Annotated in this window: 22 protein-coding genes; 6 read left to right on the plus strand and 16 right to left on the minus strand. The window is 59.3% G+C overall.

Annotated features, from left to right (window positions below; genetic code table 11):
• Positions 1–98 precede the first annotated feature (98 nt).
• Positions 99–665, minus strand: coding sequence for a redoxin family protein (locus OXH56_10330; protein ID MCY3555705.1), 567 nt, complete (start codon positions 663–665; stop codon positions 99–101).
• A 110-nt stretch (positions 666–775) separates the two neighbouring features.
• On the opposite strand from OXH56_10330, the gene OXH56_10335 reads away from it, so the two are divergent.
• Both OXH56_10335 and OXH56_10340 read left to right on the plus strand, forming a co-directional pair.
• Positions 776–1,639, plus strand: a complete 864-nt coding sequence (locus OXH56_10335; protein MCY3555706.1) for a DUF547 domain-containing protein — start codon at positions 776–778, stop codon at positions 1,637–1,639.
• A 40-nt stretch (positions 1,640–1,679) separates the two neighbouring features.
• Positions 1,680–2,510: a TVP38/TMEM64 family protein gene (locus OXH56_10340; protein ID MCY3555707.1), complete on the plus strand. Its 831-nt coding sequence runs from the start codon at positions 1,680–1,682 to the stop codon at positions 2,508–2,510.
• Between the two features lie 80 nt (positions 2,511–2,590).
• Here OXH56_10340 and OXH56_10345 read toward each other — a convergent pair whose 3' ends face one another.
• The 7 genes from OXH56_10345 to OXH56_10375 all read right to left on the minus strand — a co-directional run bounded on the left by OXH56_10345 (position 2,591) and on the right by OXH56_10375 (position 11,387).
• Complete coding sequence (locus OXH56_10345) at positions 2,591–4,048, minus strand: hypothetical protein (protein MCY3555708.1); 1,458 nt, start codon at positions 4,046–4,048, stop codon at positions 2,591–2,593.
• Positions 4,049–4,095: 47 nt separating this feature from the next.
• Positions 4,096–4,287: a hypothetical protein gene (locus OXH56_10350; GenBank protein ID MCY3555709.1), complete on the minus strand. Its 192-nt coding sequence runs from the start codon at positions 4,285–4,287 to the stop codon at positions 4,096–4,098.
• A 57-nt stretch (positions 4,288–4,344) separates the two neighbouring features.
• Complete coding sequence (gene mcrC, locus OXH56_10355) at positions 4,345–5,466, minus strand: 5-methylcytosine-specific restriction endonuclease system specificity protein McrC (protein ID MCY3555710.1); 1,122 nt, start codon at positions 5,464–5,466, stop codon at positions 4,345–4,347.
• Entirely contained in the window at positions 5,466–7,643 is a 2,178-nt protein-coding gene (locus tag OXH56_10360; GenBank protein ID MCY3555711.1) for an AAA family ATPase, read from the minus strand. Before OXH56_10360 ends, mcrC begins: the two co-directional genes overlap by 1 nt.
• 402 nt (positions 7,644–8,045) lie before the next feature.
• Entirely contained in the window at positions 8,046–8,984 is a 939-nt protein-coding gene (locus tag OXH56_10365; protein MCY3555712.1) for a type I restriction enzyme HsdR N-terminal domain-containing protein, read from the minus strand.
• 473 nt (positions 8,985–9,457) lie between these two features.
• A complete protein-coding gene (locus OXH56_10370; GenBank protein MCY3555713.1) occupies positions 9,458–10,216 on the minus strand; it encodes a phytanoyl-CoA dioxygenase family protein in 759 nt (252 codons plus the stop codon).
• A gap of 82 nt (positions 10,217–10,298) precedes the next feature.
• Positions 10,299–11,387, minus strand: coding sequence for a hypothetical protein (locus OXH56_10375; GenBank protein ID MCY3555714.1), 1,089 nt, complete (start codon positions 11,385–11,387; stop codon positions 10,299–10,301).
• Between the two features lie 235 nt (positions 11,388–11,622).
• On the opposite strand from OXH56_10375, the gene pruA reads away from it, so the two are divergent.
• The 3 genes from pruA (at position 11,623) to OXH56_10390 (ending at position 14,585) form a co-directional block, all read left to right on the plus strand.
• Positions 11,623–13,254: an L-glutamate gamma-semialdehyde dehydrogenase gene (gene pruA / locus OXH56_10380; protein MCY3555715.1), complete on the plus strand. Its 1,632-nt coding sequence runs from the start codon at positions 11,623–11,625 to the stop codon at positions 13,252–13,254.
• Positions 13,255–13,316: 62 nt separating this feature from the next.
• Positions 13,317–14,114, plus strand: coding sequence for an NAD-dependent epimerase/dehydratase family protein (locus OXH56_10385; protein ID MCY3555716.1), 798 nt, complete (start codon positions 13,317–13,319; stop codon positions 14,112–14,114).
• Positions 14,115–14,225: 111 nt separating this feature from the next.
• On the plus strand, positions 14,226–14,585 hold the full coding sequence (locus OXH56_10390; protein ID MCY3555717.1) for a 2Fe-2S iron-sulfur cluster-binding protein: 360 nt from the start codon (positions 14,226–14,228) through the stop codon (positions 14,583–14,585).
• A 61-nt stretch (positions 14,586–14,646) separates the two neighbouring features.
• Here the strand turns inward: OXH56_10390 and OXH56_10395 are convergent, their stop codons facing one another.
• Positions 14,647–15,531: a carbohydrate ABC transporter permease gene (locus OXH56_10395; GenBank protein ID MCY3555718.1), complete on the minus strand. Its 885-nt coding sequence runs from the start codon at positions 15,529–15,531 to the stop codon at positions 14,647–14,649.
• Entirely contained in the window at positions 15,531–17,891 is a 2,361-nt protein-coding gene (locus tag OXH56_10400) for an extracellular solute-binding protein (protein MCY3555719.1), read from the minus strand. Before OXH56_10400 ends, OXH56_10395 begins: the two co-directional genes overlap by 1 nt.
• A 328-nt stretch (positions 17,892–18,219) precedes the next feature.
• Here OXH56_10400 and OXH56_10405 point away from each other — a divergent pair, with 328 nt between their 5' ends.
• A complete protein-coding gene (locus OXH56_10405) occupies positions 18,220–19,359 on the plus strand; it encodes a PLP-dependent aminotransferase family protein (protein MCY3555720.1) in 1,140 nt (379 codons plus the stop codon).
• A 3-nt stretch (positions 19,360–19,362) separates the two neighbouring features.
• Here the strand turns inward: OXH56_10405 and OXH56_10410 are convergent, their stop codons facing one another.
• From OXH56_10410 to OXH56_10435, 6 genes are all read right to left on the minus strand, one after another.
• Entirely contained in the window at positions 19,363–19,629 is a 267-nt protein-coding gene (locus OXH56_10410) for a hypothetical protein (GenBank protein ID MCY3555721.1), read from the minus strand.
• A 177-nt stretch (positions 19,630–19,806) separates the two neighbouring features.
• Entirely contained in the window at positions 19,807–20,517 is a 711-nt protein-coding gene (locus OXH56_10415) for a hypothetical protein (protein ID MCY3555722.1), read from the minus strand.
• A 62-nt stretch (positions 20,518–20,579) separates the two neighbouring features.
• Positions 20,580–21,338 (minus strand): creatininase family protein, encoded by a 759-nt coding sequence (locus OXH56_10420; protein ID MCY3555723.1) that lies wholly within the window; start codon positions 21,336–21,338, stop codon positions 20,580–20,582.
• Positions 21,339–21,425: 87 nt separating this feature from the next.
• The gene (locus OXH56_10425) at positions 21,426–22,274 is read right to left on the minus strand and encodes a phytanoyl-CoA dioxygenase family protein (protein ID MCY3555724.1); all 849 of its coding nucleotides are present in this window, start codon (positions 22,272–22,274) and stop codon (positions 21,426–21,428) included.
• A gap of 232 nt (positions 22,275–22,506) precedes the next feature.
• Entirely contained in the window at positions 22,507–23,088 is a 582-nt protein-coding gene (locus OXH56_10430) for a GNAT family N-acetyltransferase (GenBank protein MCY3555725.1), read from the minus strand.
• A 59-nt stretch (positions 23,089–23,147) separates the two neighbouring features.
• A complete protein-coding gene (locus tag OXH56_10435) occupies positions 23,148–24,308 on the minus strand; it encodes a SpoIIE family protein phosphatase (GenBank protein ID MCY3555726.1) in 1,161 nt (386 codons plus the stop codon).
• Between the last annotated feature and the right edge of the window lie 21 nt (positions 24,309–24,329).

Here is a 24,329-nt window from a genome sequence, read left to right on the forward strand (position 1 = left end):
GCGCGCCGCGCAACAACGGATCGAATACAGTAGAAGGCTGGCGTCCCGCAGCCGGAGTTTCTCGGAGGTATTGCCGGCGTCCCGCAGCCGAACGTGACCTAGTTCGCCAGCAGGGGAAGCACGGCGGATTCGAGGTTCTCGTAGGACATGTAGCCTACGTGCTTCTTCCGGACCATCCCTTCTCGGTCGATGATGAAGGTGGTCGGAATGCCGTAGATCCCGCCGAACTCGGTGGCGGCCTTCTGCGTGGTGTCGATGAGGGACAGGTAGGTCATGTTCATTTCCTCGACGAAGGGCTCCACGATTTCCGCGCCTTGCTCGTCGAGGGCGATGCCGATGATCTTGACGCCCTGATCTTCATATTTTTCATGGAACGCCTGGAAGTCGGGTATCTCGTCGAGGCACGGTGGGCACCAGGTGGCCCAGAAATTGACGACCCGGACCTGGCCCTCGAACTGGGCGATGGTGTATTCGTTCTCGTCGGCGTCCATCAGGGCGAATTCCAGATCGACCGAATAGGGATTCGCGGACATGGGGTTGTCCGCATCGTAGATCACAGCCACTTCAGGCGATCTCATTTCGGCCACGATGGCCGAGATCAGTCCGGCCAGGATCAGGATCGCGGCGAGGGCGTAGATGATGCTGCCGCGGGGTTTCGTTTCCATGGTTTCTTACCGCCTGGGAAGGGTGAATCCGGTGCGCGAATCGTCAGCGGAAGTCAATAAAATATAGCAGGAATTCCCATGCGGAGCAAGGGAAATAGGGGACACGAGCGATGCGTACAAGACAGATGCGTTCAAGACCATGGAAGTCCATGATGGTCGTCGCGCTGACGGCAGTCATGTATACGGGAATGGCCTTTGCGCTGACGGCGGCCATGTACGCCGGGACGGCCGAAGCGCAGGCTGGAAGAGGGACGGCCGAAGCGGAGGGAGGCGGTATGGTGGATCACTCCGTATACGACGGTCTGCTGAAGAAATACGTGGACGACCGGGGCATGATCGACTACCGGACCTGGAAAGCCCGCGACGTGGGCACGCTGGACGGCTACCTGGAGATGATCAAGAGTGTGGACCCCGCTGGACTGAAGGACCGGAACGAGGTCTTCGCCTACTGGATCAATACGTACAACGCGCTCACGATCCGCGGGATGCTGCACTTCTATCCCACGAGCAGCATCAGGGATCACGTCAGCGTGCTCGGGTACAGCATCTGGAAGGATTACAAGATCGAGATCCAGGGCCGGGAATACTCGCTGGATGACATCGAGCACAACATCCTGCGCAAGATGGACGAACCCCTGGTCCATTTCGCCCTCGTGTGCGCCTCTATCGGATGCCCGCCGCTCATGACCGAAGCGTTCACCGCGGAGGACGTGCAGCGGCAGATGAAGGCGAATACCCTTGTCTTTTTCGCCGATCCCAGTAAGTTCCGAGCCGATCCGGAGGATAACACCGTCTGGCTTTCGCCCATCATGGACTGGTACAAGGACGACTTCGGGAAGAACCAGCGTGAGGTCCTGGATTACATCGCCCCCTACGTGCCGGATGACGCGGCCCGCGCGCTGCTGAAGCGCGAAGACGTGGACGTGGATTACCTGCACTACGACTGGGGCATCAACGAACAGCCTGCGGACTAAGCGCACGGATTAATGAATCCATGAAAAAACCAAACGCGCCGTGTCGCAATTAGACCCCGGCGGGGGAACCGGCGAAGGTACAGTCGAGGGAACCGGCGAAGCCGCTGCCGAGAACGCAGGCGAGGGCGCTGTCGAGGCCACAGTAGAGACCTCCGGCCGGAAGCGACAACTCGTCAAGCCGGTCATCCTGCTCGCGATCGCCTTGTCCGGCTTTGTGGCCTACAGCTTTACACCCCTGGGCAACTATCTCCAGCCCGTGGTGATGGAGAGGTTCTTCGATTCGATCGAGGGATTCTGGTGGGCGCCGCTGGTGTTTATCGGCGTCTACGTCGTCCTCACCGTGCTGGGCTTGCCGATGGTGATCCTGACCTTCTTCGCGGGTTTCACCTTCGGCGCCCTGGAAGGCGCGCTGTACGTCATGATCGGCGCGAACATCGGCGCCAACCTCGCCTTCGACCTGGCCCGGTACCTGGGCCGCGATTTCGTATCCCGCTACATAAAGGGTCCCATTGACCGGATCGACCGTCGACTCCGGAAGAAGGGGTTCCTGCGCATGCTCCAGCTCCGGCTGATCCCGGTCATCCCCTTCAACGTGCTGAACTTCGCCGCCGGACTCTCCGGCCTGCGCAAGCTTCATTTCGCACTGGCGACCATGATCGGGATCACACCGGGCACCTTCATCTACGCCTATACCGCGGCGTCGCTGATGCAGGTCTACCTGGCCGGCGCCGAACTCGACGAAGTGACGCGCGCTGCCCTGCGCTCCTCTGCCCTGACCAACCTGGTCATCGCCCTCGTCCTGCTCATCACCATCTCCATGGCCCCGGCCATCTACCGGAAGCTTCGCGGAAAACCGATCCAGGCGGATTAGGGCGTCGGGCCGAAAGTCGTCGGCCCGGTCAGCGTCGTCGGCCAGTCACTGGTGGCGGGCCGTCAGGCACTAAGGGCCGGTCAGGAATCCCCGAACCTGACAGAGAACAGGTCAGCGTCCTTCAGCACGAAGCGCAGGCGGACCGGCGTCCCGTTCAGGCGGGACAGGTTGACCATGCTGGAAAGGCCGGCCGTGCCGCCTTCGCCATCGCCCGGGCCACCACTCGGTGCGCCGCCCTGTCCACCGCCCCCGCGCCACGCGACCGGGGCGTCGAGATCGTCGCCGAACACCGGTTCCATGTCCTTCGCGGCAAATCCATCCAGGGGACGGCCCTCCGCATCCTGGATTTCCACCGACACGCTGCCCACGGCCGACGTCGAGTAGTTGATAAACAACGTCGATCCGGTGAAGGTCACTGGCTTCGTGAGGAACTCCCCGCCGTGGTAGCCTGCCCGTACCGAGGCGAAGCCGTGGGGGCGGACCGTCACCCGCCGCACGGCGTTGGTGTTCCAGCCGTAGTGTTCGGCGACGTACATGGACCACTCGTCCGGCGCAGTCGGAATGATCCCCGCGGCCGGCGTCTGGTTGCGATGGGTCCAGTTTCGCTGGTCCAGGCCGGCCCTCAGCCAGGCGTCCATGAACGTGCGATCCCAGTGGACGCCGTCCCGGCTGGTCATGAACACCGCGTCGGAGATTCCGCCGCCGGGATAGTCCATGCCTTTCGTATCCTTCGTACGCTCCGGCACGAACCGCATGGGGAAGGACAGCAGGATGTGTTCCGCCCCGGGGCATAGCGTGGTGGCGTTGGTGTAAAAATGCTCGAACGGGACGCCTTCGTCGTACACGTGATGCTCGGGCGAGGTCCAGTGGATGAAATCATCCGAGGTGCAGCTCTGTATAGCCCGGACCCCGACGCCTTCATCCCCGGTCTGTTCGAAGTACCGGCTGAAGATGCGGTAGCAACCCACGTAGTCGTCCCACAAGGGTACGTTCACCGAATCGAAGGCGCCCTCGATCTTGAGGGGGCCGTCCACGATGGATTCCCAGACGAGCCCGTCGGGAGAAGTAAACCCGAACAGCATGTTTCTGCCCTCTCCGCCGATGGCCTTGAAACGCTGTTCGGGCGGCGCGGACGGATTGCCGTCCAGAAAGACGCAGAAGTTGTGCGCCTGGGCGCCCCGGATGAGGATGTTGTTGTCCGTGGACCCCTCCGCCTCCACCAGACCCAGGTCGGGCCGATCGAAATGGATGCCGTCGTCGCTGACCAGCAGGTTCGTCGTCTGCGTCTGCGCCCAACCCTCGGGCAGCTCCTCGTGCTTGCCCGTAGGGTGATAGCCGCGGTAGTACACCAGGATCTTTCCGTCGGCCTGGACCAGGTTGTAGCAGCCCGTGCAGGCGTTCTCCAGGGGTTCGATTACGCGGAACACCGTCTCCTTTCGAACGGGTTCGTGCAGGTGCAGACGAGTGCCGGAAAGGGTGTCGATCAGGTAGGGATCTACAAAGAGTTCACGTTGCGATCCCAAAGCGATGGGGTTCATGGGTGGTCCTTTGTGGGTGATATCTTAAGTGGTGCGCATTATCGGTTTTAGATGGAACGGGTCTCGGTAAGCATTGACCTATCGTCGCACTCAAAATCAGGCGGATCGCGCATGGATTCGCGTGGTGGAATTTCCAATTCTACACAACCCAATGGTGCAAAACGAGCACGGATCGCCTCTGCAAGGTTGGCTGGGGGATTGTCTTCGCCAACGTCATTGTTTGGTTTTTTGTTCGTAATGTAGCTCCCATTAAGGATGTATTCCACAAACTCGTCAACATCGCCAGACAAGTAAACTCATACTTGAATAGCATTCAACAGTTGCAATCTGATGGTCTGTGTGTCAGCCGCAAGATCAACGGTTTTAAATTGGATTCGATGACCTTGAATAACTACCCATTCATCGAACATCTCGCCAACCGATGGATGGAGAAACATCCCTTCTGCATGTAAATCAAGCGGATTGCCACTCTCTTCCTGAGACCTCAAGTATGCATAAATCTGATACATGTATCCGCTTCTTATACCTTCATTTCTATACCATCCACTAGATAAAACTGAGTTGAATTTCGTGTCTATAACTATACGACGGGTTTTTGCAGCGTGGTCCAACACAATATCGGTACGCATGGTAGGGAGTACCTCGTGAATCCGCGGACTCATGTCTGTCGTGGGCCATCTGATTCTCGTTCCAGAATTCACCTTCCACCCGTATTTGGAAAGCACCACATCATAGAATCCTGCAATACCTTTCTCAAAGAGTCTGCGTATCCAGTTTAAATCACGGTCCGGCAGTGGCAGGTGCCTTGAGCCGGTCTGCTCGGTCGGAATGGCCATTTCGAAGGCGAGACGAGCTGCATCCACCATCTTGCGATCTACCGCGTCATGTCTGCCGTATCGTTCTACAGAAGTTTCCTCGCGTCCCGGTCGTTCACCCACAACACCTTGGCGCCTAAGGCTTCCCACGAGCACTCGACACCGATGAGCCAACTCTTTCTTATGTACAAACTTGGAGATCGCCTCGAGCGCGGATCGAACGTACCTGTTTCTCGGGGTGTCAATCGTCAGCTCGTCGAATCGACAGGCGACCATGCCCCGTTGCAGTAGTTGATGTGCTTCGGTTTGGAGTAGGTCTATACGTCCTCGAACACGTCCGAGTACATCGTGACGGAACTGGTAACCGTAACTCAGATTTCGTCTTAATCGTCGCTCGACTTCATGAGAAAGGATTTCGGCAACCAGATCGGGTAGGTCATCTGGATTATTTTCGTAAGATCGGTTTCCTGATGCATCGAGTTGTCTGAAAAGATCTGAGGCGTAAAGCATCAACAGCCAAAGATTACGTACGGGGATACGACCGATATGGCCAGACTGCTCATCCGTCCGATCAGCAGTGCTAACTATTGGACCATAATCCACTAGAAGCCTTCCAGAAGTTTCTGCTTTGCATTTTCTGATTTCTCGAGGTCTTCGAACCAATATTCGTCGAGTAACGGTCCGATTTCCGTATCGACCACATCCCGGTACCACTTTCGACCGTCGTCAATTGGTTGTTCAAATGGTGGTGTAACATAACTGTGTCCCAAACGAAATTGTGAACCAAGACTGGCGTCATCAGCGATCGTTTGGTTCAGATTACCGATGCGATGCTCAATTTCAGTGAGTGTCTCTATATCTATCTTGTTCTTCTGGTGGACCCATTTACGCCAGGGCTCGCCCAGGGTAGGCTCAAGGTCGATAAAGGCAAACCTACGACGAAGCGCCAGGTCTACAAGAGCAAGGGATCGGTCGGCGATATTCATCGTACCAATTACGAAGAGATTGTTGGGAATAAAGAATCGTTCGTCACTAGACCTCGGATAAACCAGTCTCAAGGCCTCATTTGGAGTTCGCTTGTCAGTCTCAAGTAGAGTCAACATTTCACCTAGAATCTGTGCTGGATTACCTCTGTTTATCTCCTCGATTACTAAGACATACCTAGCATTGTGATCTTTCTCCGCCTCATCCCTTATGGTTATGAAGGGACCGTCAACAAGCGTGAGTTTACCATCTCCTGCTGGACGCCATCCACGTACGAAATCTTCGTAGGAAAGATTAGGATGAAACTGTACAGAACGTACCTTGCTTTCGTCTCGTTCACCGATTAATGCAAAGGCTAACTTTCTGGCCAGCCAAGTTTTACCGGTTCCCGGAGGGCCTTGAAGTATGAGGTTTTTCTTGGTACGAAGGCGATTGAGTATTGACTCGAGTTTCTTTCTGCCAATAAAACACCCATCGTTTACGATGTTATCGAGTGAATATGGATCATTTGGTAACAAAGGATCCGGACCATTTGTTGGCGGCCCAACCGAGCCACTATATTTGTACAGCCAGGCTTCACGGGATAGTTCCGGAAAAGAGCGGACTGGGTACGTGTCTTCATGAAACCTAGTCGTCAGCGTTTCATGAACCTTAAGATAATCGTTAGCACTACAAAACCTCTTATTTGGCACATTCAAACCGATTTCTACATTCAGTTTTACATCTAAGTATTGACGGACTTGTTTATCTAGGGCTGGGAAATCCCATGGTCGAATCCAGTGAAGTCCAATTGTAAGGGACCAACCTACAAAGAGACGGCCCGCAGCATCGTTGAAGGATGATATAAAATGATCTCGTGCATTTTCATCATCAGAATCTGTGAGTTCGATCGCTCGCGTAAAAACTTCCCAAAGAGAATCGATGTCATCCGGCCGTCTGTCTTTCTCGAAACCAAATAACCAAGAACTCTGATTGTTGAGAACGGGAATCCCATCTAGGGATGCAGGGAATGTTCCTGTGATATTCAGTAATTTTGCCAGTTCGGTACCTATGACTTTCCGATTGGTATGTGAGATACCACGATTAAAAAGGCCCATAGTCGTAAATGGACAAATGTCCTTCAATGGTCCAGTAGTGCCGTCGTTAAACCGATCACCATGAACAAGGGTCATCCCGTCTACTCTCGAAGCGATTTCATGTATCCCCGAGATTAACTCAGTTCGACGGTTTTTGAAGGCTAGTAATCCATCTGCAAAAGCCTCATAAAAACCTGTCCATTCGTAGTGTTTTTTGTCGCCTGTATAGTCCCCGAACCTGTCTCGCCAATATGGAGCGTTCCGAAACCTATCGATCTCCTGCGGTGTGTTTTCAAATGCAAATGCAATCAGGGCATCGATATGCCAATTATCTCCTGGTAACACCCGCCATACAGTTCCTCGAAAGGTGAAGAAGTACCATTCACGCACGGGATCGACTTTATGCCAATCTACTTTGACTGTGTGACCATCGCCAAGATTGGCTGTGATTGTACCAATAGCCTTGATCGCCATTACTGATACAAAATGATCTCGACTGTCAAACGGCAGATCGTGTTTGCGAACGAAATTCGATTTTATCGCAATTCGATCACCAGGCTGCATGGTTTTGGTCATCGCAACAGTCGGATGATCTTCATCGAAGTTGTTCTTCCAAATTCCTTCTTTCAGGAACTGCTCAGTCTGGTCGTTTACTCTTCCGAAACTCGCGCCTACAAACCAACAGGGTCTGGCGCTGGTCTCTTCTGATGTCAAATTCATAGATTGTGCTCCATATCCTCATCTCCCATACAGGCGAATCTTAGTCAGTCTCGCACTGTTTAGATGATGGGAGACGGTCGCCGATTCTGATTTCGAATGGAGGTCGAAAGAGTTTGAACATGTGCAGTGGTTTGTCTGCACTCTTGATTGTGTAAACGTGTGGATTTGTAGACTCGATTGCATTAAACAGACTGAGCCGCGTACAAACCGAAACAGTGGTGAATGACGGTTTGTGTTTAAATTACCACGCAACTTAGCAGGGATATTCTAACTAGGTTAGTTGCAGAAATCGTTTCTAAGTACTGAGGAACCGTGCCTGAGAGCGAGATTTAAAGTATAGTGAGGTAGAACCTTAACATCGCCTGCGGAGGCCTAGTAAACTTGGCAGATTAACGGTACTACCTATTCGGATTCCTTAAGGTAAATCTTCTCTGCTCCTATTTTGTATTTTTTAAGCAGATTCTTAGTACTAGCCCGTACTTGACGAGCATTTAGGTTTACGTTTACAAACAACACCGAGTTTCCGATTTCTTTGTAGCTGTAAAACTCTTTACCAGTCGGATGAATCGGTTGTGTATGTATGCTATAGATCTTCGGAGACCATTGTATCGGAGCATGTTCGACTCTAAGTACCGAGTCTTCGTACAGTTTTTCGGCGACGATAGTAAGTACTTCATACCAATGATTCACCTGTCGTTCTGTGTTATCCCATAACCTCAAAGCAATTGGCGCGGACGTATTTGCAGGTGGTTCGTAGTCCGATAAAACCTTCCAATTTGACGATGGTGGGTCCGGAGGTGGAGGTGGTGTTGGACCACTGTTCTGAATGTCGACTAGGACGGGTTCATTCGCTGTCACTGTGTTAGTGGAGTCTAAGTTACAGCGCCAGAGTAACAGTAGCTTCAAAGCAATCTCGTGGGAGTGTTTATCCAATATGGAAACATCCAAGATCTTTTTTTCCTCCATTGGCACCGGTTCGAAAACATTGTATATCTCCCAGTGATTGCCATTCGTCAACCCAGTATACGGGATACCCAACTCAATCGCGTATTTTAACATCTGAGCACGGTGTGTGGACTTCAAAAATTCATCCAGTTTTTTTGCTTCCACCATAGCAGCAGGTTTCCCATCATCTCGTAACAAAGCATAGTCAGCCCAACCATCGGACACTTTGTATTCCGGTACAACATACTGCGGATCGGAGACATCCCAGCCTAGCACACGTAACAGAGGATCTATCAACTGCATTCGAGTACGAGTTTCACTTTCATTTATTGAGTTACGGTACTTAGAAATCCGTTCCTTCAGATCATCGATACATCCTACCAATTCGTCAAGCATCGGTGGCATTTCTCCTGACAGTGATTATTAAATTTGAAATTGTAAGAATGGAGGAATAGTTCTATTGACGCAACCGCCTTTCAAGCAATCTATTGCGTCATTTGTCGTTTGTACATAGGAAGTTACAATTACTGGGCTTTACTCGATATTTAGCACAGTAGATAAATGTTCTGTCGAAAAACACTCCACATACTTTATGAATATCCACTCTCTCCATCCCAAATTTAACGGGAACACAGTTCGAAGGTAAGGCCGGGAATCTGTGGTCAAGATCACGTCCGTATAGTCTTTCAACTGGGAACGATACTGCTCATACTAATTTTCGAGAATTTTAAATACATATCGACCACTTGATCCAAGGCAGTCATTACGACTATCGTGACGTCCACCGGTGACCTCACGATCCAGTAACCTATATGCTGCATTTATGTTGGCGAAAGACTGGCTGGTCTACCGAGTTACGTAAAGCCCACCTACACAACCACTCCAGGCTTAAACCGCTGCCCGTACCTGGCGTTCGGTGCTTCGAGGATCTGCTGCTGCCGTTCCGTCAGTCCCTCGTACTTTTCGGCTTCGTAGTACTCCGCGTACCAGGATACCGAATTGGGTGAGTACTTGTAGAAGAGGGTGCGGCGTTCGTCACCGTGCCAGGGCATGGTGCCGTGGGTCAGCGCTTCGGTGAAGATGACGGCGGTGCCGGCCTTGCCGGTCACGGCGCGGATGAAGGGCTGGTCGGTCTTGAGGTTGCGCCACTCGTCGGGGAACCGGAAGTTGGCCTTGTGGCTGCCGGGCACGCAGCCGAAGCCGCCGTCGCCGGGGTTCACGTCCTTCAGGTTGTAGGCGACCACGGACAGGCCGCAACGGATCTCCTGGTTGACGCAGGTGTAGGAATACAGCGGGTCGAAGGGGATGGCGCCGCCGTGAAGGGTCGTGCCGATGGGGCCGTCGCCCTTACGGATGATGTCGGCGTAGTCGTGGTCCAGCCGGAACCGCGGTCCGACGATGTGCTCCATGTAGGGGACGATGCACGGGTTGTCGATCAGGTCGCGGTAGGCGGGTCCCCAGTCGAGCAGGGTGAAGCCGAACCGGTGCGTGGTCGCGCCGGGTTCCATGGCCTCCTCGATCTTTTCGTCGAGGATGCGGTTCAACTCGGTGAGCTGTCCGGCGTCGAGGGCGTCCGGGACCGCGATGAAGCCCTGCAGGTCAAAGAGGTACTGCTCGTGGGGGGTCATGCGCCGCCCTTTCCTGGGTCCGTTTCTTGTTCGCGGCCTCTTGCGTCAGCCTCTCCGTGTGTTCTCAGTCATCGTCCACCCGTCAGTCATCATCCACCGCATAGTCGTCGCCGTAGTACTTGCTCGTGGTCCGGGTGTGGAACTGGACGGCCGAGATGGGTTCGTACTTGGGCTCGCCTGTGTTGGGCAGCACCTCGAGCATCTCCTCCTCCCAGACGTAGACCGCCATGGGGATGCTGACGCGGGCGGAGCCGAAGAGGCTGGCGTCCTGCGGCTTGCTGACCCGGTGCGTGGTGGAGGGCAGGCGGTCGTTGGTGATCCGCTGCATGTAGTCGCCCGTGTTGATGATGATGCTGCCTTCCGGGGGATTGAGGCGGATCCACTTCATGTTCTCGCGGTTGAGCACCTGCAGTCCGTCCACCCCGTGGGAGGGCAGGATGGTGAACAGGTCCACGTCCTCGTGGCCCAGCATGCGGCCGGCCCCGGACTCATCGTCCTCTTTGGTGATGGGGGGGTAGTAGTTGAGCCGGAAGCCGAAGTTCGTCCGCGTAAGCTTCTCGTCGTAGAGGGACGGATCGCAGCCCAGGTAGGCGAGGATGCTCTGCATGAGAGGCAGGATCAACATCTCGTGTTGCTGGATGACCTGCCGGAAGAACGGTTCGTATCCAGCCGCGGGCCAGTAGTCCGTCTCGCGGTAGTCCGGGTTCTCGCCCAGGTTGAAGGCCCTGCGGCAGAAGACCCAGCCTTCGACGAGGTCGGGATGCATCCGGCTGGTCTGCTTGATGGGGAAGTAGCCCTGGTTGACCGAACCGTGCCGCTCCGCCTCGTACCTCATCTTGTCGGCCATGGGCGTGTCCGTGAAGAACTCGGCCACCTTGCGCTCGGCCTCCTCGTACAGGTCGGGCGGGATATCGTGGTTCTCGAGGATCACGAAACCGATGCCCTCCATGGCCTCGCCGATGTCCCGGGCGAACTGCGCCCTGCCCTCCGGGCCGCCGTGGAGGAAGAGGCTCATGTCGCAGGTCCGGATCCGCGTTTCCTCGTCGAATTCCTCCTCCGCCGCGCCTTCGGCCAAGTTGTAGGTCTGTTCCTTTTCCACCTGGTCGTACTGCGTGTATTCCTGGTTAACCGCCTTAATGCCGTGTTCCTGTTTGGCCTGATCGGTGCTCATGACCGTACTCCCGGCCCGGCCGGCCGCTGTTCCGCGCCGCCGCGAGCCCTGCTGTTGTCGATCGCCTGACTGACTCGGTTTATACCCCCAATATCTCATTTCTCCGCGGGGTCTGGCAAGGGTAAAATGGCCGCGGGGAGCGCCGTGGGGAGCGCCACGGATGGTGCCGCGGAACGCCGGCAGACGGCCTACAAAACAGTTGACACATCGGCCGCGCGCCGGATACATATGGAGCATGGCCAACGCACGCTTCAACCCGCCCCAGCCCTACAACGAACCGGTCCTGGATTACGCGCCGGGATCGGCCGAAAGAGCGGCCGTCAAGGCGAAGCTCGCCGAACTGAAATCCACCCCCATAGAGGTCCCGCTGATCATCGGCGGCCGGGAGGTGAAGACGGGCAACACGGCGCCGCTGCGGGCTCCCCATGACCACGGGCTCGACCTCGGCGTCTATCACAAGGCCGGCGAGGCCGAGGTCCGCATGGCCATCGAAGCGGCCCTGAAGGCCCGGGCGGCGTGGTCGGACATGCCCTGGGAGCAACGGGCGTCAGTCATCATGAAGGCGGCCGACCTGCTGGCCGGACCGTGGCGCCAGACGGTCAACGCCGCGACCATGCTGGGCCAGTCCAAGACGATCTTCCAGGCGGAGATCGACTCGGCCTGCGAACTGATCGACTTCTGGCGGTTCAACGTCAGCTACCTGGCGCAGCTCATGAGCGACCAGCCCGCTTCCTCGCCGGGTGTTTGGAACCGCCTGGAGTACCGGGCCCTCGAGGGATTCGTATTCGCCGTAACGCCCTTCAATTTCACGGCCATCGGCGGTAACCTGCCCACGGCGCCGGCTCTCACCGGCTGCGCGGTGCTCTGGAAACCGGCATCCTCCGCTGTCTACTCGGCCTGGCACGTCATGCGGTTGCTGCAGGAAGCCGGCCTGCCGCCCGGCGTGATCAACTTCATCCCGGGATCCGGGGCCGAAGTGGGCGACCCCGTGCTCGACAGCCCGGACCTGTCCGGCATTCACTTCACCGGATCGACGGCCACGTTTCAGCGCATGTACCGTACCGTGGCGGGCAACCTGGCGCGCATGAAGCACTATCCCCGCATCGTGGGCGAGACGGGCGGCAAGGACTTCATCTTCGTCCACGCCTCGGCGGACGTGGACGCCCTGGTCGCGGCGGCGGTGCGCGGCGCCTTCGAATACCAGGGGCAGAAGTGTTCCGCGGCCTCCCGGATGTATGTGCCCCGCTCCCTGTGGCCGGCCTTCAGGGACCGGTTCACGGCGGAGGTTTCGCAGATCAGGGTCGGCGATCCCGTAGATTTCTCGAATTTCATGGCGGCCGTGATCGACGAGGCGGCCTTCGACAATATCACCGGTTACATCGAATACGCCCGGTCGGCGGACGACGCCGAGATCATCACCGGCGGCGGATGCGACGGCGAGCGGGGCTGGTTCGTCGAGCCCACGACCATCGTGACGACGAACCCGCGGTTCAGGACCATGGAGGAGGAGATCTTCGGTCCCGTGCTGACCATATATGTATACGAGAATGACCGGCTGGACGAGACCCTCGCGCTCTGCGACACAACGTCGCCTTACGCCCTGACCGGATCCGTCTTCGCGCGGAACCGCGCTGCGATCGTGCGCATATCGGACGCGCTGCGCAACGCGGCCGGCAACTTCTACGTCAACGACAAGCCCACCGGGGCCGTCGTCGGCCAGCAGCCCTTCGGGGGCGCGCGGGCATCGGGCACGAACGACAAGGCGGGCAGCCCGATGAACCTGCTCCGCTGGATGAGCGCCCGGACGATCAAGGAAACCATGGTCCCGCCGACGGACTGGCGCTATCCATTCATGGACGAAGCCTGAAGCGGCCACCGATGGGATGTCCTGACCCAATCGATTCACGGAAAGTTCAACCGGAGGAACCAATGAGCGAGGGAAGACCATTGAAGGTGCACGTAACAGGTGCGTACGGACTGATCGGCAACCTGACCTACCGGCATCTGAGCGGAAAGGATGATTACGAAGTCTACGGCAGCGGCCGGCGGACGGCTTCTTCGGACCGGATCGACGACGAGGACCTCCTTCGCATACCGGACGACCGCTTCTCACTGGCCGACCTGACCGACCGGGATTCCGTGTCCCGGGCGCTGTCGGGCATGGACGCGGTGGTCCATCTCGGCGCGGTTCCCGACCCCGGCGCCTCCTTCGAGACCATCCTTGAAAGCAATATCCGGGGTACCTACAACGTACTGGAAGTCTGCCGGGAGGAGGGCATCCGGCGGCTGATCTACGCGAGTTCGGTCATGGCGAGCTGGGGGTACGGGCAGTTCTCCGAACCCTACAAGTCGCTCAACGAAGGCCGCCTCGAAGGGCTGCCCGACCCCATGCCCATCGTCAAGGTCACCGATCCGCCCCGTCCCACGGAACCCTATTCGGCCAGCAAGGTCTGGGGCGAAGGCATCTGCCGCACCTACCACGACGCCCATGGCTTCTCCGTCGTCTGCCTGCGCATCGGCTGGGTCAACAAGGACAACGAGGCCACCGAGCCCTTCCTGCGTTCGGTCTGGTGCAGCCAGGAAGACATTACGCAGATCATCGAACTGGCCCTCAAGGCCACGGAAAACCCGGTGTACGAGGTCTGCTACGCCGTGACCGACGGGCCGCACCGCTGGGTGGACCTGGAGCATACCCGGGACCGGCTCGGGCACGATATCACGGGCTGATCGGACCGGTTGCGCGCCGGCTACAGGCTGATCGCGCCGGCTGCCGGTGGAGGTTTTAACGACGTTTAATACATTGTCAACATTGACAACCCTTGAAAGGAGCGTGTCACCATGCCGAAACTCACGGTAAACGGCGTAGAGCACGAGGTGGAATCGGGACAGCGTCTCGTGCTGGCGATCGAGGGTACGGGTGTGAACATCGGCCATCGCTGCGGGGGCAACGCCAAGTGCACGACCTGCCGCGTGCATTTCGTCTCGGGCGAACCGGACACGATGACTGAGGCCGAACGCGACGTACTGACCGAGAAAGGCGCACTCGGCGAGATACGGCTGTCCTGCCAGATCCGCTGCGATCACGACATGTCGGTTGAGCCGGGCTTCCTGCTGGAGAACGAACCGGAATGGGACGACACCGGTCCCACGCCGGAAACGAGCATCACGCCCGAACCGGTCTGGATCGCGAAGCCGTAGTTTCGCGCGTCACCTCTCGGGCGCGTCACCTCTCGGGCGCCCCACCAGTAGTTACCAGGCGTCACCCCTTCAGCGCCCCTACCGTGATCCCCTTCGTCACCTGGCGCTGGAGCAGGGCGTAGACCGCCATGGTGGGCAGCATCATGAGCACCAGGCCGGCGAAAGCCATGCCCCAGTCGCTGCGGTACTGGCTCACGATGGTGATGTTGGCCAGGCCGAGGGGAAGGGTGCGCAGGCTTTCGGCGTTCTCGCCCGACAGGAACATGAAGGCCATGAAGAACTCGTTCCATGTGCCCAGGAAGGCGAAGATGCCGACGGTGACCAGGGCGGGCTTGGCCAGCGGCAGCATGATGTGCCAGAAGGCCCGCAGTTCGCCGGCGCCATCCATCAGGGCCGACTCGTGGAGTCCGGACGGCAGCGACTTGAAGAAACCCGCCAGGATGAAGATGGCGAAGGGCATGCCGAAGGCGATGTAGACGAGCAGCAATCCCAGCCGGGAATTGAGCAGCATCAGGTCTTTCATCTGGAAGAACAGCGGCACGATGGCCAGCTGAAGCGGCACCATCAGGCCGGCCAGGAAGAAGAAGAACAGGGGCCGCGCCCCGAAGAAGCGGAACCGCGACAGGGCATAGGCCGCCATGGCCGCGAAGAGCAGCGACAGGATCACCGTCAGGACCGTCAGCATCGCGCTGTTCAGGAAGTAGTCCCCGAACTGCCCCACCGTCCAAGCCCGCGAGAAATTGATCCACTGCAGGTCCGCCCAGTCCGGCAGCGTGAAGGGCGCCAGGAAGATCTCCCGGTCCGTCTTGAGCGACGTGTACAGCAGCCAGGCCATCGGGTAGACCACGATGACCAGGTAACCGAGCAGGACCGGATAGATCACGATATTCCAGGCCGACGTCCTGCTCTTCAAGTCCGACGGGCTCGTTTGGCTCGTCCGCGTCATCAGAACTCCACCGTTTCCCTTCGCATGAGCCGCAGCGTGGCGGCCGTGCCGAAGAAGACCATGATGAACAGCAGCACCGCGATGGCCGTGGCCTCGCCGATCTTGAACTCGGTGAACATATCCTGTACCATGAGCGTGCCGATGACGTGCACCTGCGTGGTGGGCGTCTGGTTGGTCAGGAGCCAGATGGTCTCGAAGGCCTTCATCCCGCCGATGACCATGAACACGATGGAGATGGACAGCACCTCCCAGATCAGCGGCAGGGTGATGGTCCAGAACTGCCGCCACGACGAGGCCCCGTCGATGTCCGCCGCTTCGTAGAGGCTCTGGGGAATGCTCTCCATGGCGGCCAGGAAGAGGATCATGTTGAAGCCGCAGGCGCCCCAGATGGACATGGGGATGAGCGCCCAGTACAGGTTGGACTGCGACAGCCAGGCGAATCCTTCCATGGCCTGCAGCCAGCTTCCCGCGCTCTCGAAGCCTAACGCGGACAGGATCAGGCCGAGTCCCACCAGCGCGGCGTTGATCGGTCCGCCCTGGGGGTTGTAGAGGTGCATCCAGAGGAGCGTCGCGGCCACGGCCCCGAGGATGTTCGGGAAGAAGAAGGCGATGCGGAAGAACTTCGACCCCCGGATCTGCCGGCTGATGCACACGGCCAGGAACAGGGAAAGGGGAATGACGAACAGCGGGATGACGAACATGATGAACAGGTTGTTGTTCAGCGCGATCCAGAACCCGTCGCTTTCGAAGAGCAGCCGGCCGAAGTTGAGCAGGCCCGTGAAGCGCATGTCGGTCAGCCCGTCCCATTCGTTCAGGCTCCAGAGGAACGATTTCGCGCTCGGGATGATTACGAACACCGCGTAGAGCAGCAGGGCGGGCGCGATGAAAATGATCCGGTCGGTGCGCCCGAGGAAGGGGAGGCCGGCGACGTGTGATTTCCCCGCGCGGCGCCGCTCCCGGTAGCGTTTGTAGGTCGTGGCCGACCAGTAGCCGATGGCCAGGGCCATGAGGCCGATCAGCAGGCTGGGTTTCCAGACGTGCCGGATGTTGATCTCGTCCGGCGCGATGGCCTGCCTGCGAACGACAGTGGCGGCGGCTTCCAGTTCCGCGGCGGCCTCGGCGGGCGTGGTCTGGCCGGTGATCACCCTGAACCGGGCGTCGATCCAGTACTGTGTCATGGCCGGATAGCCCTCGCCGGGCGGCGTGCCGTAGGTGACGGCCGCGTTCTTCAGCATGTCCGCCAGGTCCGCCATGTCCTCGGTCAGGTTCGCTTCGGATACGCCGGCCACGGACACGGGGATGTCGCGCATCCGGGCGAACAGGCCGGCCATGCGCCGCGAAGTCATGAAGCGCAGGAACTCGACCCCGGCCAGCGGGTTCTCGCTGTCCTTCAGGACGAAATAGTACCCGGACCCGCCGTAGACGGCCGTGGGATCCGCCCTGCCGGTCGGCGCCACCGGGATGTTGAAGGACCCCAGCCGGAAATCGTCCGGGATTTTCCCCAGCATCTCGCTTTTGAGCCACGAACCGCAGAAGATCATGGCCGTATGCCCCAGGAAGAACTCGAGCTGGGATTCGGTGTGGCTCATGCCCATGGCGCCCGGCTGGAAGTAGTTCAGCGCGATCCGCTGCGCGTTGGACAGGGCCTCGATGAACTCGGGGTTGTCGAAGCTGCCAGGCACCAGGTTTTTCTGGTCGTTGTAACGGTCAGGTCCGGCGAGGTGGTAGTAGCCGTGATCGATCACGACCTGTACGTAGCCCGGGTACCGGCCCTGGAAGGCGAGAGGCCACATCCCGGCGGCCTTGATCTCCTCGCACAGGGCGATGAACTCCTCCCAGGTCGTCGCCGGCTCCCAGCCGTTTTCCTCGAACATGTTCTTGTTGTACCAGACGGCGTATGCCGAGGCCATCAGGGGGATGCCGTAGGTCTTTCCCTTGTGGGTGTACTGGGCCAGGGTCCCGGGCAGGAACGATTCGCGCCAGGCGCGGTCGCCCTCCCAGTTGGGCTGGTCGAGGAACTCGTCCAGGGGCAGCAGGTCGCCGTTGCGGATGAGCGCCCAGTAGTTGAGGCGTGCGTTGGTGACCTCGGGGAAGGACCGTTCCAGGATGCGCACCCGCACCTTGTCGTGGATGCGCGGATCGCCGTAGAGGTCGATCACCACGCCTTCGTGCTCCTGTTCGTAGGTCCGGGCGCACGCGAGGAAGAACTCCAGTCCCTGGCCGCCCTCGAAGAGGGGGACCTCGACACGGATCGGGGGCTGCGCCTGCGGTGCCCGATCCTGCCGCTGGTCCTGCGCTTCGGCAACAGCCGCTAATGACGTGAGTGTACTGAACAGCAGGAGGAATCGGAACAGGATCATGGTTGAATAGCCGATGGATGCGACCTACAGGGTCAGGTAGGATCAATGTAGGATGCGCTGAATATCCTGTCAACGCCACCCACGTTGTCCCGTAGTTCGCGCTCCGGGTCCTCTCCGGTCCTTCCCTGATCCGCTCGCGGTCCGCCCCCATCCGCCCCCGGTCCGCCCTGGTGGCCGCCTCGCTAAGCTCCCGCTTACGCCCCAGACCCACGCAGAACCGGTTGACAGGCACGGGACGGCCGTTCTACATTCCGAGGTCGACATACCTGTGCATCGAGAATCTGAAATACCCACAACGGCGGAACCGCCACCTTACAGGAGCAGGTCCATGCGTGAGATTAATTTCGGCGCGGGGAGACCCGATCCGCTGTCCTTCCCTTCGGACGCGCTGGCGGAGGCCGCCGCGAAAGTCATCAGGGCCCGGGGCCCGGAACTGGTGAATTACCCGGACGGCCGCGGTTACGAACCCTTGCGGGCCATCGCGTCGGAGCGCTTCGAACGCGGCGGTGGCCGGGCGGTGCCCCTGGAAGAGATCGTGCTGACGTCCGGTTCCATGCAGGCGCTCCAGTTGATCACGGAGGCCTTCGCGTCGCAGGGAGATACGATCGTCGCGGAAGCCTTCACCTACGGCGGATCGCTGAGCGTGTTCCGGAGCCGGCAGGTGCGCATCGCGCCGGCGCCTGTCGACGATCAGGGGCTCGTGCCGGATGAACTGGAGACCGTGCTCAAAGGGCTTGTCGAGGCGGGCACGCCGCCGAAGTTCATCTACACCATCCCCACCCATCACAATCCCACCGGCTCCATCCTGTCCCTGGAGCGTCGCAAGCGCCTCCTCGAACTGGCGGGGGAGTTCGACACGCTGGTCGTCGAAGACCACTGTTACGCCGATCTCGTTTTCCAGTCCGATCCGGTGCCGCCGAACCTGTACCACCTCGATGAAGACGGCCGGGTCGTATACGTCGGCTCCTTTTCCAAGATCCTCGGACCGGGCGTCCGGCAGGGCTACTTCATGGCGCCGGAGGCACTGCAGCAGCGGATCATGGCGAACAAGATGGACGGCGGGACCAACGCGCTGGCGAGCATGATCGTGGCCGAATACCTGGGCGATCATCTCTGGGATCACATCCGCGAAGTGAACGAGGTCATGAAGGCGCGCAAGGACGCCCTGGTCGAATCACTGGCGACCCACTTCAGTGATCTGGGCGAGGAGGTGTGGTGGACGGATCCGCCCGGCGGCATGTTCGTATGGGTGCGCATCCCCTCGGCGACGGACACGCGGAAAGCGCTGCAACTGGCGGCAGGGCGCGGGGTTTACTACAGTCTCGGACAGTCCTTCAGCGCCGCGAACGAGGACATCCCTTACCTGCGCATTGCATTCGGGTTCCCCACGATCGAGGATATCCGCGAAGGCGTGCCCATCCTCGCCGAGTGCATCAAGGAAGCCCAGGGCAAGGGCCTGGCGGCGTAGGCGTCATTCGCTGTCGTTACCGGGTACACGCAGAAAACCCTCGACCCTTCCGAGTCGGGTGTTGATGTTGTCGAGACGATTGTTCATATCTCTCATCGCCGCACGGATTTCTGTGAGGTCGGTCCGAATCTCATTCCTGAATCCCTGGTCTTCCCGATCCAGATAAGTAAGCGTTGCGATGAACAAGATGCCCAGGGTCACAATGAACATTCCAACGGCAGTTACGATCTGTGCGCCGAAGGTCAAGTTATCACGGGATATCTCGGTCATCGTCTGACTCCTTGGACGTATAACGCCCTCAATACTGTCCTGCCTTCCCTACAAGCCAGCCTTCCCTTCGAATGGGTCCATACTTGAATCGTCGGAATCGAAACCCACGATCTCGTTATGGATTCAAAAAAAACTTAAAAAAACACAAAAAACCTGTAACTTCCCCCTACACCACCCCTACACCATCTTCCTTACCCCGTGCTCGTACCTGACTTCGTAGTCCCAATCTGGCACCGGCATGGCCCGCATGGCCAGTTCGCCGTCGGTCACCAGCGGATCGGTCTTCAGCAGCAGTTCGTCCAGTGTTTCCGCGGGTGATTTTTCGGTCGTATCCAGTGTGATCAGGTGTCCGTTGCGCGTAAGGAGCGACCGGTCGACCTCGTCCTCGAAGCGTTTCTTGAGATCGGGGATGTCCTTCTCGTCGATGATCTGGTACTCGTGGGGATCAGTGCGCATGCGCTCGCGGATCGCTTCGTCGTCGGCGGTGAGGTGGATCAGCACGACGTCGGGCAGCCGGGCTTCAAGGACCAGCACCTCGTAGTGCCGCTGGTTGTGTTGGACGTAGTTGGGGTAGTAGGGATTCCCCTCCACGCTGCCGTATACGTCGCAGTAGACCTTCTCCTCGATGTGCCAGCCGGCGATCAGGGTGTGGGGGTAGTTGCGGATGACCTCCACGTGGTAGTGCAGTTGCATCCGCTGCATGCGTTCTTTCACGTCGTCGGGATAGTGGACGTACTGGGCCCGGGAAACGGGACTCAGGGAAGCGTCCGGTATGGTAAAGTGATCGTCGAGGTGGGTCCGGCGCCGCCGTTTCTGGTAATAGGCGTCCAGGTGATCGATCAGGGTAGACTTGCCGGCGTACTCGATACCGACGAAAATGGACCGCATGTATTGCTCCTTTCCACAGTGAAACGCTTCAGTTAGACGCTTCGATTTGTATTCAGTAGTATTCAGTGCTGCAGTAATTCGACCCACGCATCGACGACTGCCTCGACCATGGCCTCCCCGTGCCCCGCATTGGCCGTCCAGCTGTTCCGGTCTTCGTCCTGCCGGCAGTACCACGGCGCGTTTTCGTCGAGGCGGCCCTGGTCCACCAGTTCAGGGCGCGTAGCCAGCAGGAAGGAAGTCTCGTTGTATCCGGCGTGGTCGCCGCCGGCGGGCGGGGATGCGGCGGGAAGGATCATGGGGTGGACCTGGACTCGGCCAAACCGGCGGGCCTCTCGGGACATCCCGGCGTCCGCCCACCATCCCCGGGGCTTGCCTTCGGCCAGGACCAATTCGAAGGACAGTTCCGCCGCGGCTTTCTTGAATGCCAGTGCCAGCGGGGCCTCCATGCCCTGGTGCATGATCATCACGTAGACCCGCCCGAAGCCCATCTCCAGGAAGTTGCGCAGGATCGACTTCACGTACGACCCGAAGGCATCGTAATCGGGGTCGATGGTGCCGTCCTCGGGACCGCCCAGCGCGTAACCGGTGGGACCGAAATCGAAGGGCGGCGAGATGACCGCGTCCAGGCGCTTCGCCACGCGCGCGCAGATCTCCTCCACGATGATGGTGTCGTGACCGATGGCCATGTGGGGGCCGTGGGTCTCGATGCAGCCGGCGGGGACCAGCAGCGGGTCGCCCCGCTTTACCGCCTCGTGCAGTTGATGGGGAAGCATGTGCTTCAGGTACATGGATTCCTGCCGGGCAACATTTGGGTCAGGCATTCGATGGGGCTTGCGATCGGTTTTCAACCGGGCTAGTGATCAGGCCACCGATCAGGCCACAGATCGGGCTTTTGATCGGGCTTCCGATCAGGCTTCTATAGTATGGGTGTGCTGCGCCACGTCGAGTCCGTGCCGCTCGGCCCATTCCCGGATGGGCCAGTCGATGCCGTCGGGCGCCTCGCGACCTTCGGAGTCCACGGTGGCGCCCAGCAACTGGCGTCCGATGTCGTCGGTATCAGCGAGCAGGCCGGCATCGGGCTGCGGCACGCCGTTGTGGAACCGCATGTAGTGGTCCGGCTTGATCCAGCGGTAGTGGTAACCGTAGATGACAACTTTGGCGATCTGTTTGGCGAAGTTCAGTCCGGCTGCGTGGTAGGTCCGGTTTTCGAAGAGGAAGGCGTCGCCTGCCCGAAGGACCGGCTGCACGTATTCGTCCGGATGGATCTGGCCCTTTCGTATCGGCAGCGCGGACTTCATGTTGTTGCTGCCGCGGACGAACATGGTCGCCCCCGTGTCCGGTTCGGGAAATTCCGTCAGGCAGTAGCCGATCTTCAGGCCGACGAAGGGAAGCACCACGTGGCCCACGTCCAGCGAAACGCCCACGTCGCGGTGCCAGTTGACCTGGCCGGTATCGCCGGGCGCCTCCGGGTGCTTGTAGATGAGCGCGGTATTCGTGATGTGGATGTTGAAACCGAGCAGCGCCACGATCAGCGGGACCGTGCGCTCGTTCGTTACGAGGTCCAGAAAGGGCTGTTCCTGCACGAGACCGGGACGGCGGTGGGCGTAGTAGTCGGGATACTCGAAGCCTTCCATGAGCCGGTCGCCCGTCTCTGTGAGCGCTTCGATCTGCGCAGGGTCCAGCGCGCCCGGGACGACGAGGTAGCCGTCCTCCTCGAAGCTACGGCGCTGGGATGGGGTCAGTGGCGTGGGACGCATGGCGTGCTCCGGCGTTTCTGTTGCGGTTGTCGTCTGTGATCGTTTCAGACTAACGTGCTAATTGTACAATTGTACAATTGATATGCCGGTAACCGATACGGGGAGCGACGCACCGCGTATCGTTACTGCAGAATGAAGCGCACAGGATGGTTCGTTGCCGCGAGACATCCCGGCCTGCCGGATATTCTTCATTATAAGCCGGCGAAACCCGGACGCAAGGCGGAAATGCCCGTCACAGCGGCATGCGCCAGATCAACTGAAGCTCGTCGGGGAACTCCTCGTAGACGTTGGAAATGATGGCGCCCAGGCGGCACCCCTGGCGGGCATAGAACCGGCACGCGGGCACGTTGGTATTCTGGGTTTCGATCTTGATCTCGACACAACCGTGGCGTCGTCCCCAATCCACCGTGGCTTCGAAAAGCTGCCGTCCCACGCCGGTCCCGCGATGGTCGGGGTGGACGCGCAGGTCCCACAGTACCAGGAGGTCGTCCCGCCCTTCCAGCATGTTCACGTTCGGCGTGCGACGGGCCAGCAACGCGCCGCCCACCCGCCGGGAACCGTCGTAGGCTGCGAGCAATCCCCACGCCGATGTGTCCCACCGGTCGAGCCACCGCGCGGGCCACCGGGCAGGCCCTTCTTCGGAGGTCTGATCGTAGTCCTTGACGTAAGGGGGATCCTCCGGTTCTTCCACCAGCGCGATACCCCCCAGGCCGCCGTCCGCCGGGTCGGCCCGGAAACGGGATCTCACCTCGTAGGCGATGGGTACACGGCCGTGTTCGGCCAGCATAGTCAAGGGTTCTTCGATGATCTTCAAAATGTAATACTCGGCGTAAGGTCCCGCGTGCACCCCGGCGGCAACGCGCTACGTAGATTTTAGAGCTTGGCCACCAGGAGCGTCACGTCGTCCACAAACGGCACGCCCTGGCTGAACGCCTCGACGGCATCGATGATCTGCTGCTTCAGGTCCGACGGCGGCCGGTGTCCGTGGGACTCCACGACCTCCCGCAGGCGGTCTTCGCCGAAGGTTTCTTCGGTGGCGTTCTCCGCTTCGACGATCCCGTCCGAAAACAGGACCAGGGCGTCGCCCGGGCTCCACGGCCGTTCCACGGCCTCGAAGGTCGTGTCGGCGTCGATCCCCAGCAGGGGGCCGGTGGACTCCAGGGGCTCGGCCGTGTGCGTGTCCGCACGGTAGTGAAGGGGAAAGTGATGGCCTGCGTTGGCGTAAGCGTACCGCTGTGCGTCCGGATCGATCACCAGGTAGCAGGCCGTCATGAACAGCCAGTCGGGACCGGTCGTCTGCACGATCCGGTTGAGGGCGTCCATGACCGGGGCGACGTCCGGGTCGATCCGGGTCTGGGTGGCCCGGCAACTGCGGGCCATGGCCATGATCAGGCTCGCGTTGAACCCGTGGCCGGTGACGTCGCCGATCAGCAGGCCGACCCGCTCGTCGGGCAATACGAAATAGTCGTAGTAGTCGCCCCCCACGTTCTCGGCCGGACGGCAGTAGCCGGTGAACTGCATGCCGGCGTGCTGAAGGTCCTCCTGGGGCAGCATGGAACGCTGGATCTCGTAGGCGCGCTGGATATCCTGCTTGAGGCGCTCGTCCGCCTTGATCTGCTCCTGTGCCGCCTCGAGCTGTTTCAGATGGCGCGTCTCCAGCGCCCGTTTGATGGCCGTGACCAGGAGACCGGTGGTGTCGTCGGCGCGGCCCGATTTCTCCACGTAGCTGAAAGCGCCCGCTTCCATGCAGTTGACGATATTGGGCTGGGTCCCGTACGCGGTCAGCACGACGCATTCCGGCGGAGACTCGAGGGCCCGGATGCGCCGGATCGCTTCGAGTCCGCCTTCCCGGTCCGTTTCGATCCACATGTCGATCACCGCCACGTCGACGGCGCCGCGTGCGTTGCCGATCCGGTCCACGCCTTCGTCCACGCCGCCGGCGCAGATCACGTCGAAATCCGGTTCCAGGTCGAGGGAAACGGCGTCGGTGATGGCGGGGTCGTCATCGAGGAGGAGTACGAGGGGTTTGGCCATAACACACTCAGACCGTCAAAG

Source organism: Gemmatimonadota bacterium, assembly GCA_026702745.1.
Taxonomy (GTDB): Bacteria; JAAXHH01; JAAXHH01; order JAAXHH01; family JAAXHH01; genus JAAXHH01.

Bases quoted from the DNA above. Each gene is read 5' to 3' on its own strand.
- OXH56_10330 (MCY3555705.1), bottom strand. From the start codon at position 665: ATGGAAACGAAACCCCGCGGCAGCATCATCTACGCCCTCGCCGCGATC.
- OXH56_10335 (MCY3555706.1), top strand. From the start codon at position 776: ATGCGTACAAGACAGATGCGTTCAAGACCATGGAAGTCCATGATGGTC.
- OXH56_10345 (MCY3555708.1), bottom strand. From the start codon at position 4,048: ATGAACCCCATCGCTTTGGGATCGCAACGTGAACTCTTTGTAGATCCC.
- OXH56_10360 (MCY3555711.1), bottom strand. From the start codon at position 7,643: ATGAATTTGACATCAGAAGAGACCAGCGCCAGACCCTGTTGGTTTGTA.
- OXH56_10365 (MCY3555712.1), bottom strand. From the start codon at position 8,984: ATGCTTGACGAATTGGTAGGATGTATCGATGATCTGAAGGAACGGATT.
- OXH56_10370 (MCY3555713.1), bottom strand. From the start codon at position 10,216: ATGACCCCCCACGAGCAGTACCTCTTTGACCTGCAGGGCTTCATCGCG.
- OXH56_10375 (MCY3555714.1), bottom strand. From the start codon at position 11,387: ATGAGCACCGATCAGGCCAAACAGGAACACGGCATTAAGGCGGTTAAC.
- pruA (MCY3555715.1), top strand. From the start codon at position 11,623: ATGGCCAACGCACGCTTCAACCCGCCCCAGCCCTACAACGAACCGGTC.
- OXH56_10385 (MCY3555716.1), top strand. From the start codon at position 13,317: ATGAGCGAGGGAAGACCATTGAAGGTGCACGTAACAGGTGCGTACGGA.
- OXH56_10390 (MCY3555717.1), top strand. From the start codon at position 14,226: ATGCCGAAACTCACGGTAAACGGCGTAGAGCACGAGGTGGAATCGGGA.
- OXH56_10395 (MCY3555718.1), bottom strand. From the start codon at position 15,531: ATGACGCGGACGAGCCAAACGAGCCCGTCGGACTTGAAGAGCAGGACG.
- OXH56_10400 (MCY3555719.1), bottom strand. From the start codon at position 17,891: ATGATCCTGTTCCGATTCCTCCTGCTGTTCAGTACACTCACGTCATTA.
- OXH56_10405 (MCY3555720.1), top strand. From the start codon at position 18,220: ATGCGTGAGATTAATTTCGGCGCGGGGAGACCCGATCCGCTGTCCTTC.
- OXH56_10410 (MCY3555721.1), bottom strand. From the start codon at position 19,629: ATGACCGAGATATCCCGTGATAACTTGACCTTCGGCGCACAGATCGTA.
- OXH56_10415 (MCY3555722.1), bottom strand. From the start codon at position 20,517: ATGCGGTCCATTTTCGTCGGTATCGAGTACGCCGGCAAGTCTACCCTG.
- OXH56_10420 (MCY3555723.1), bottom strand. From the start codon at position 21,338: ATGCCTGACCCAAATGTTGCCCGGCAGGAATCCATGTACCTGAAGCAC.
- OXH56_10425 (MCY3555724.1), bottom strand. From the start codon at position 22,274: ATGCGTCCCACGCCACTGACCCCATCCCAGCGCCGTAGCTTCGAGGAG.
- OXH56_10435 (MCY3555726.1), bottom strand. From the start codon at position 24,308: ATGGCCAAACCCCTCGTACTCCTCCTCGATGACGACCCCGCCATCACC.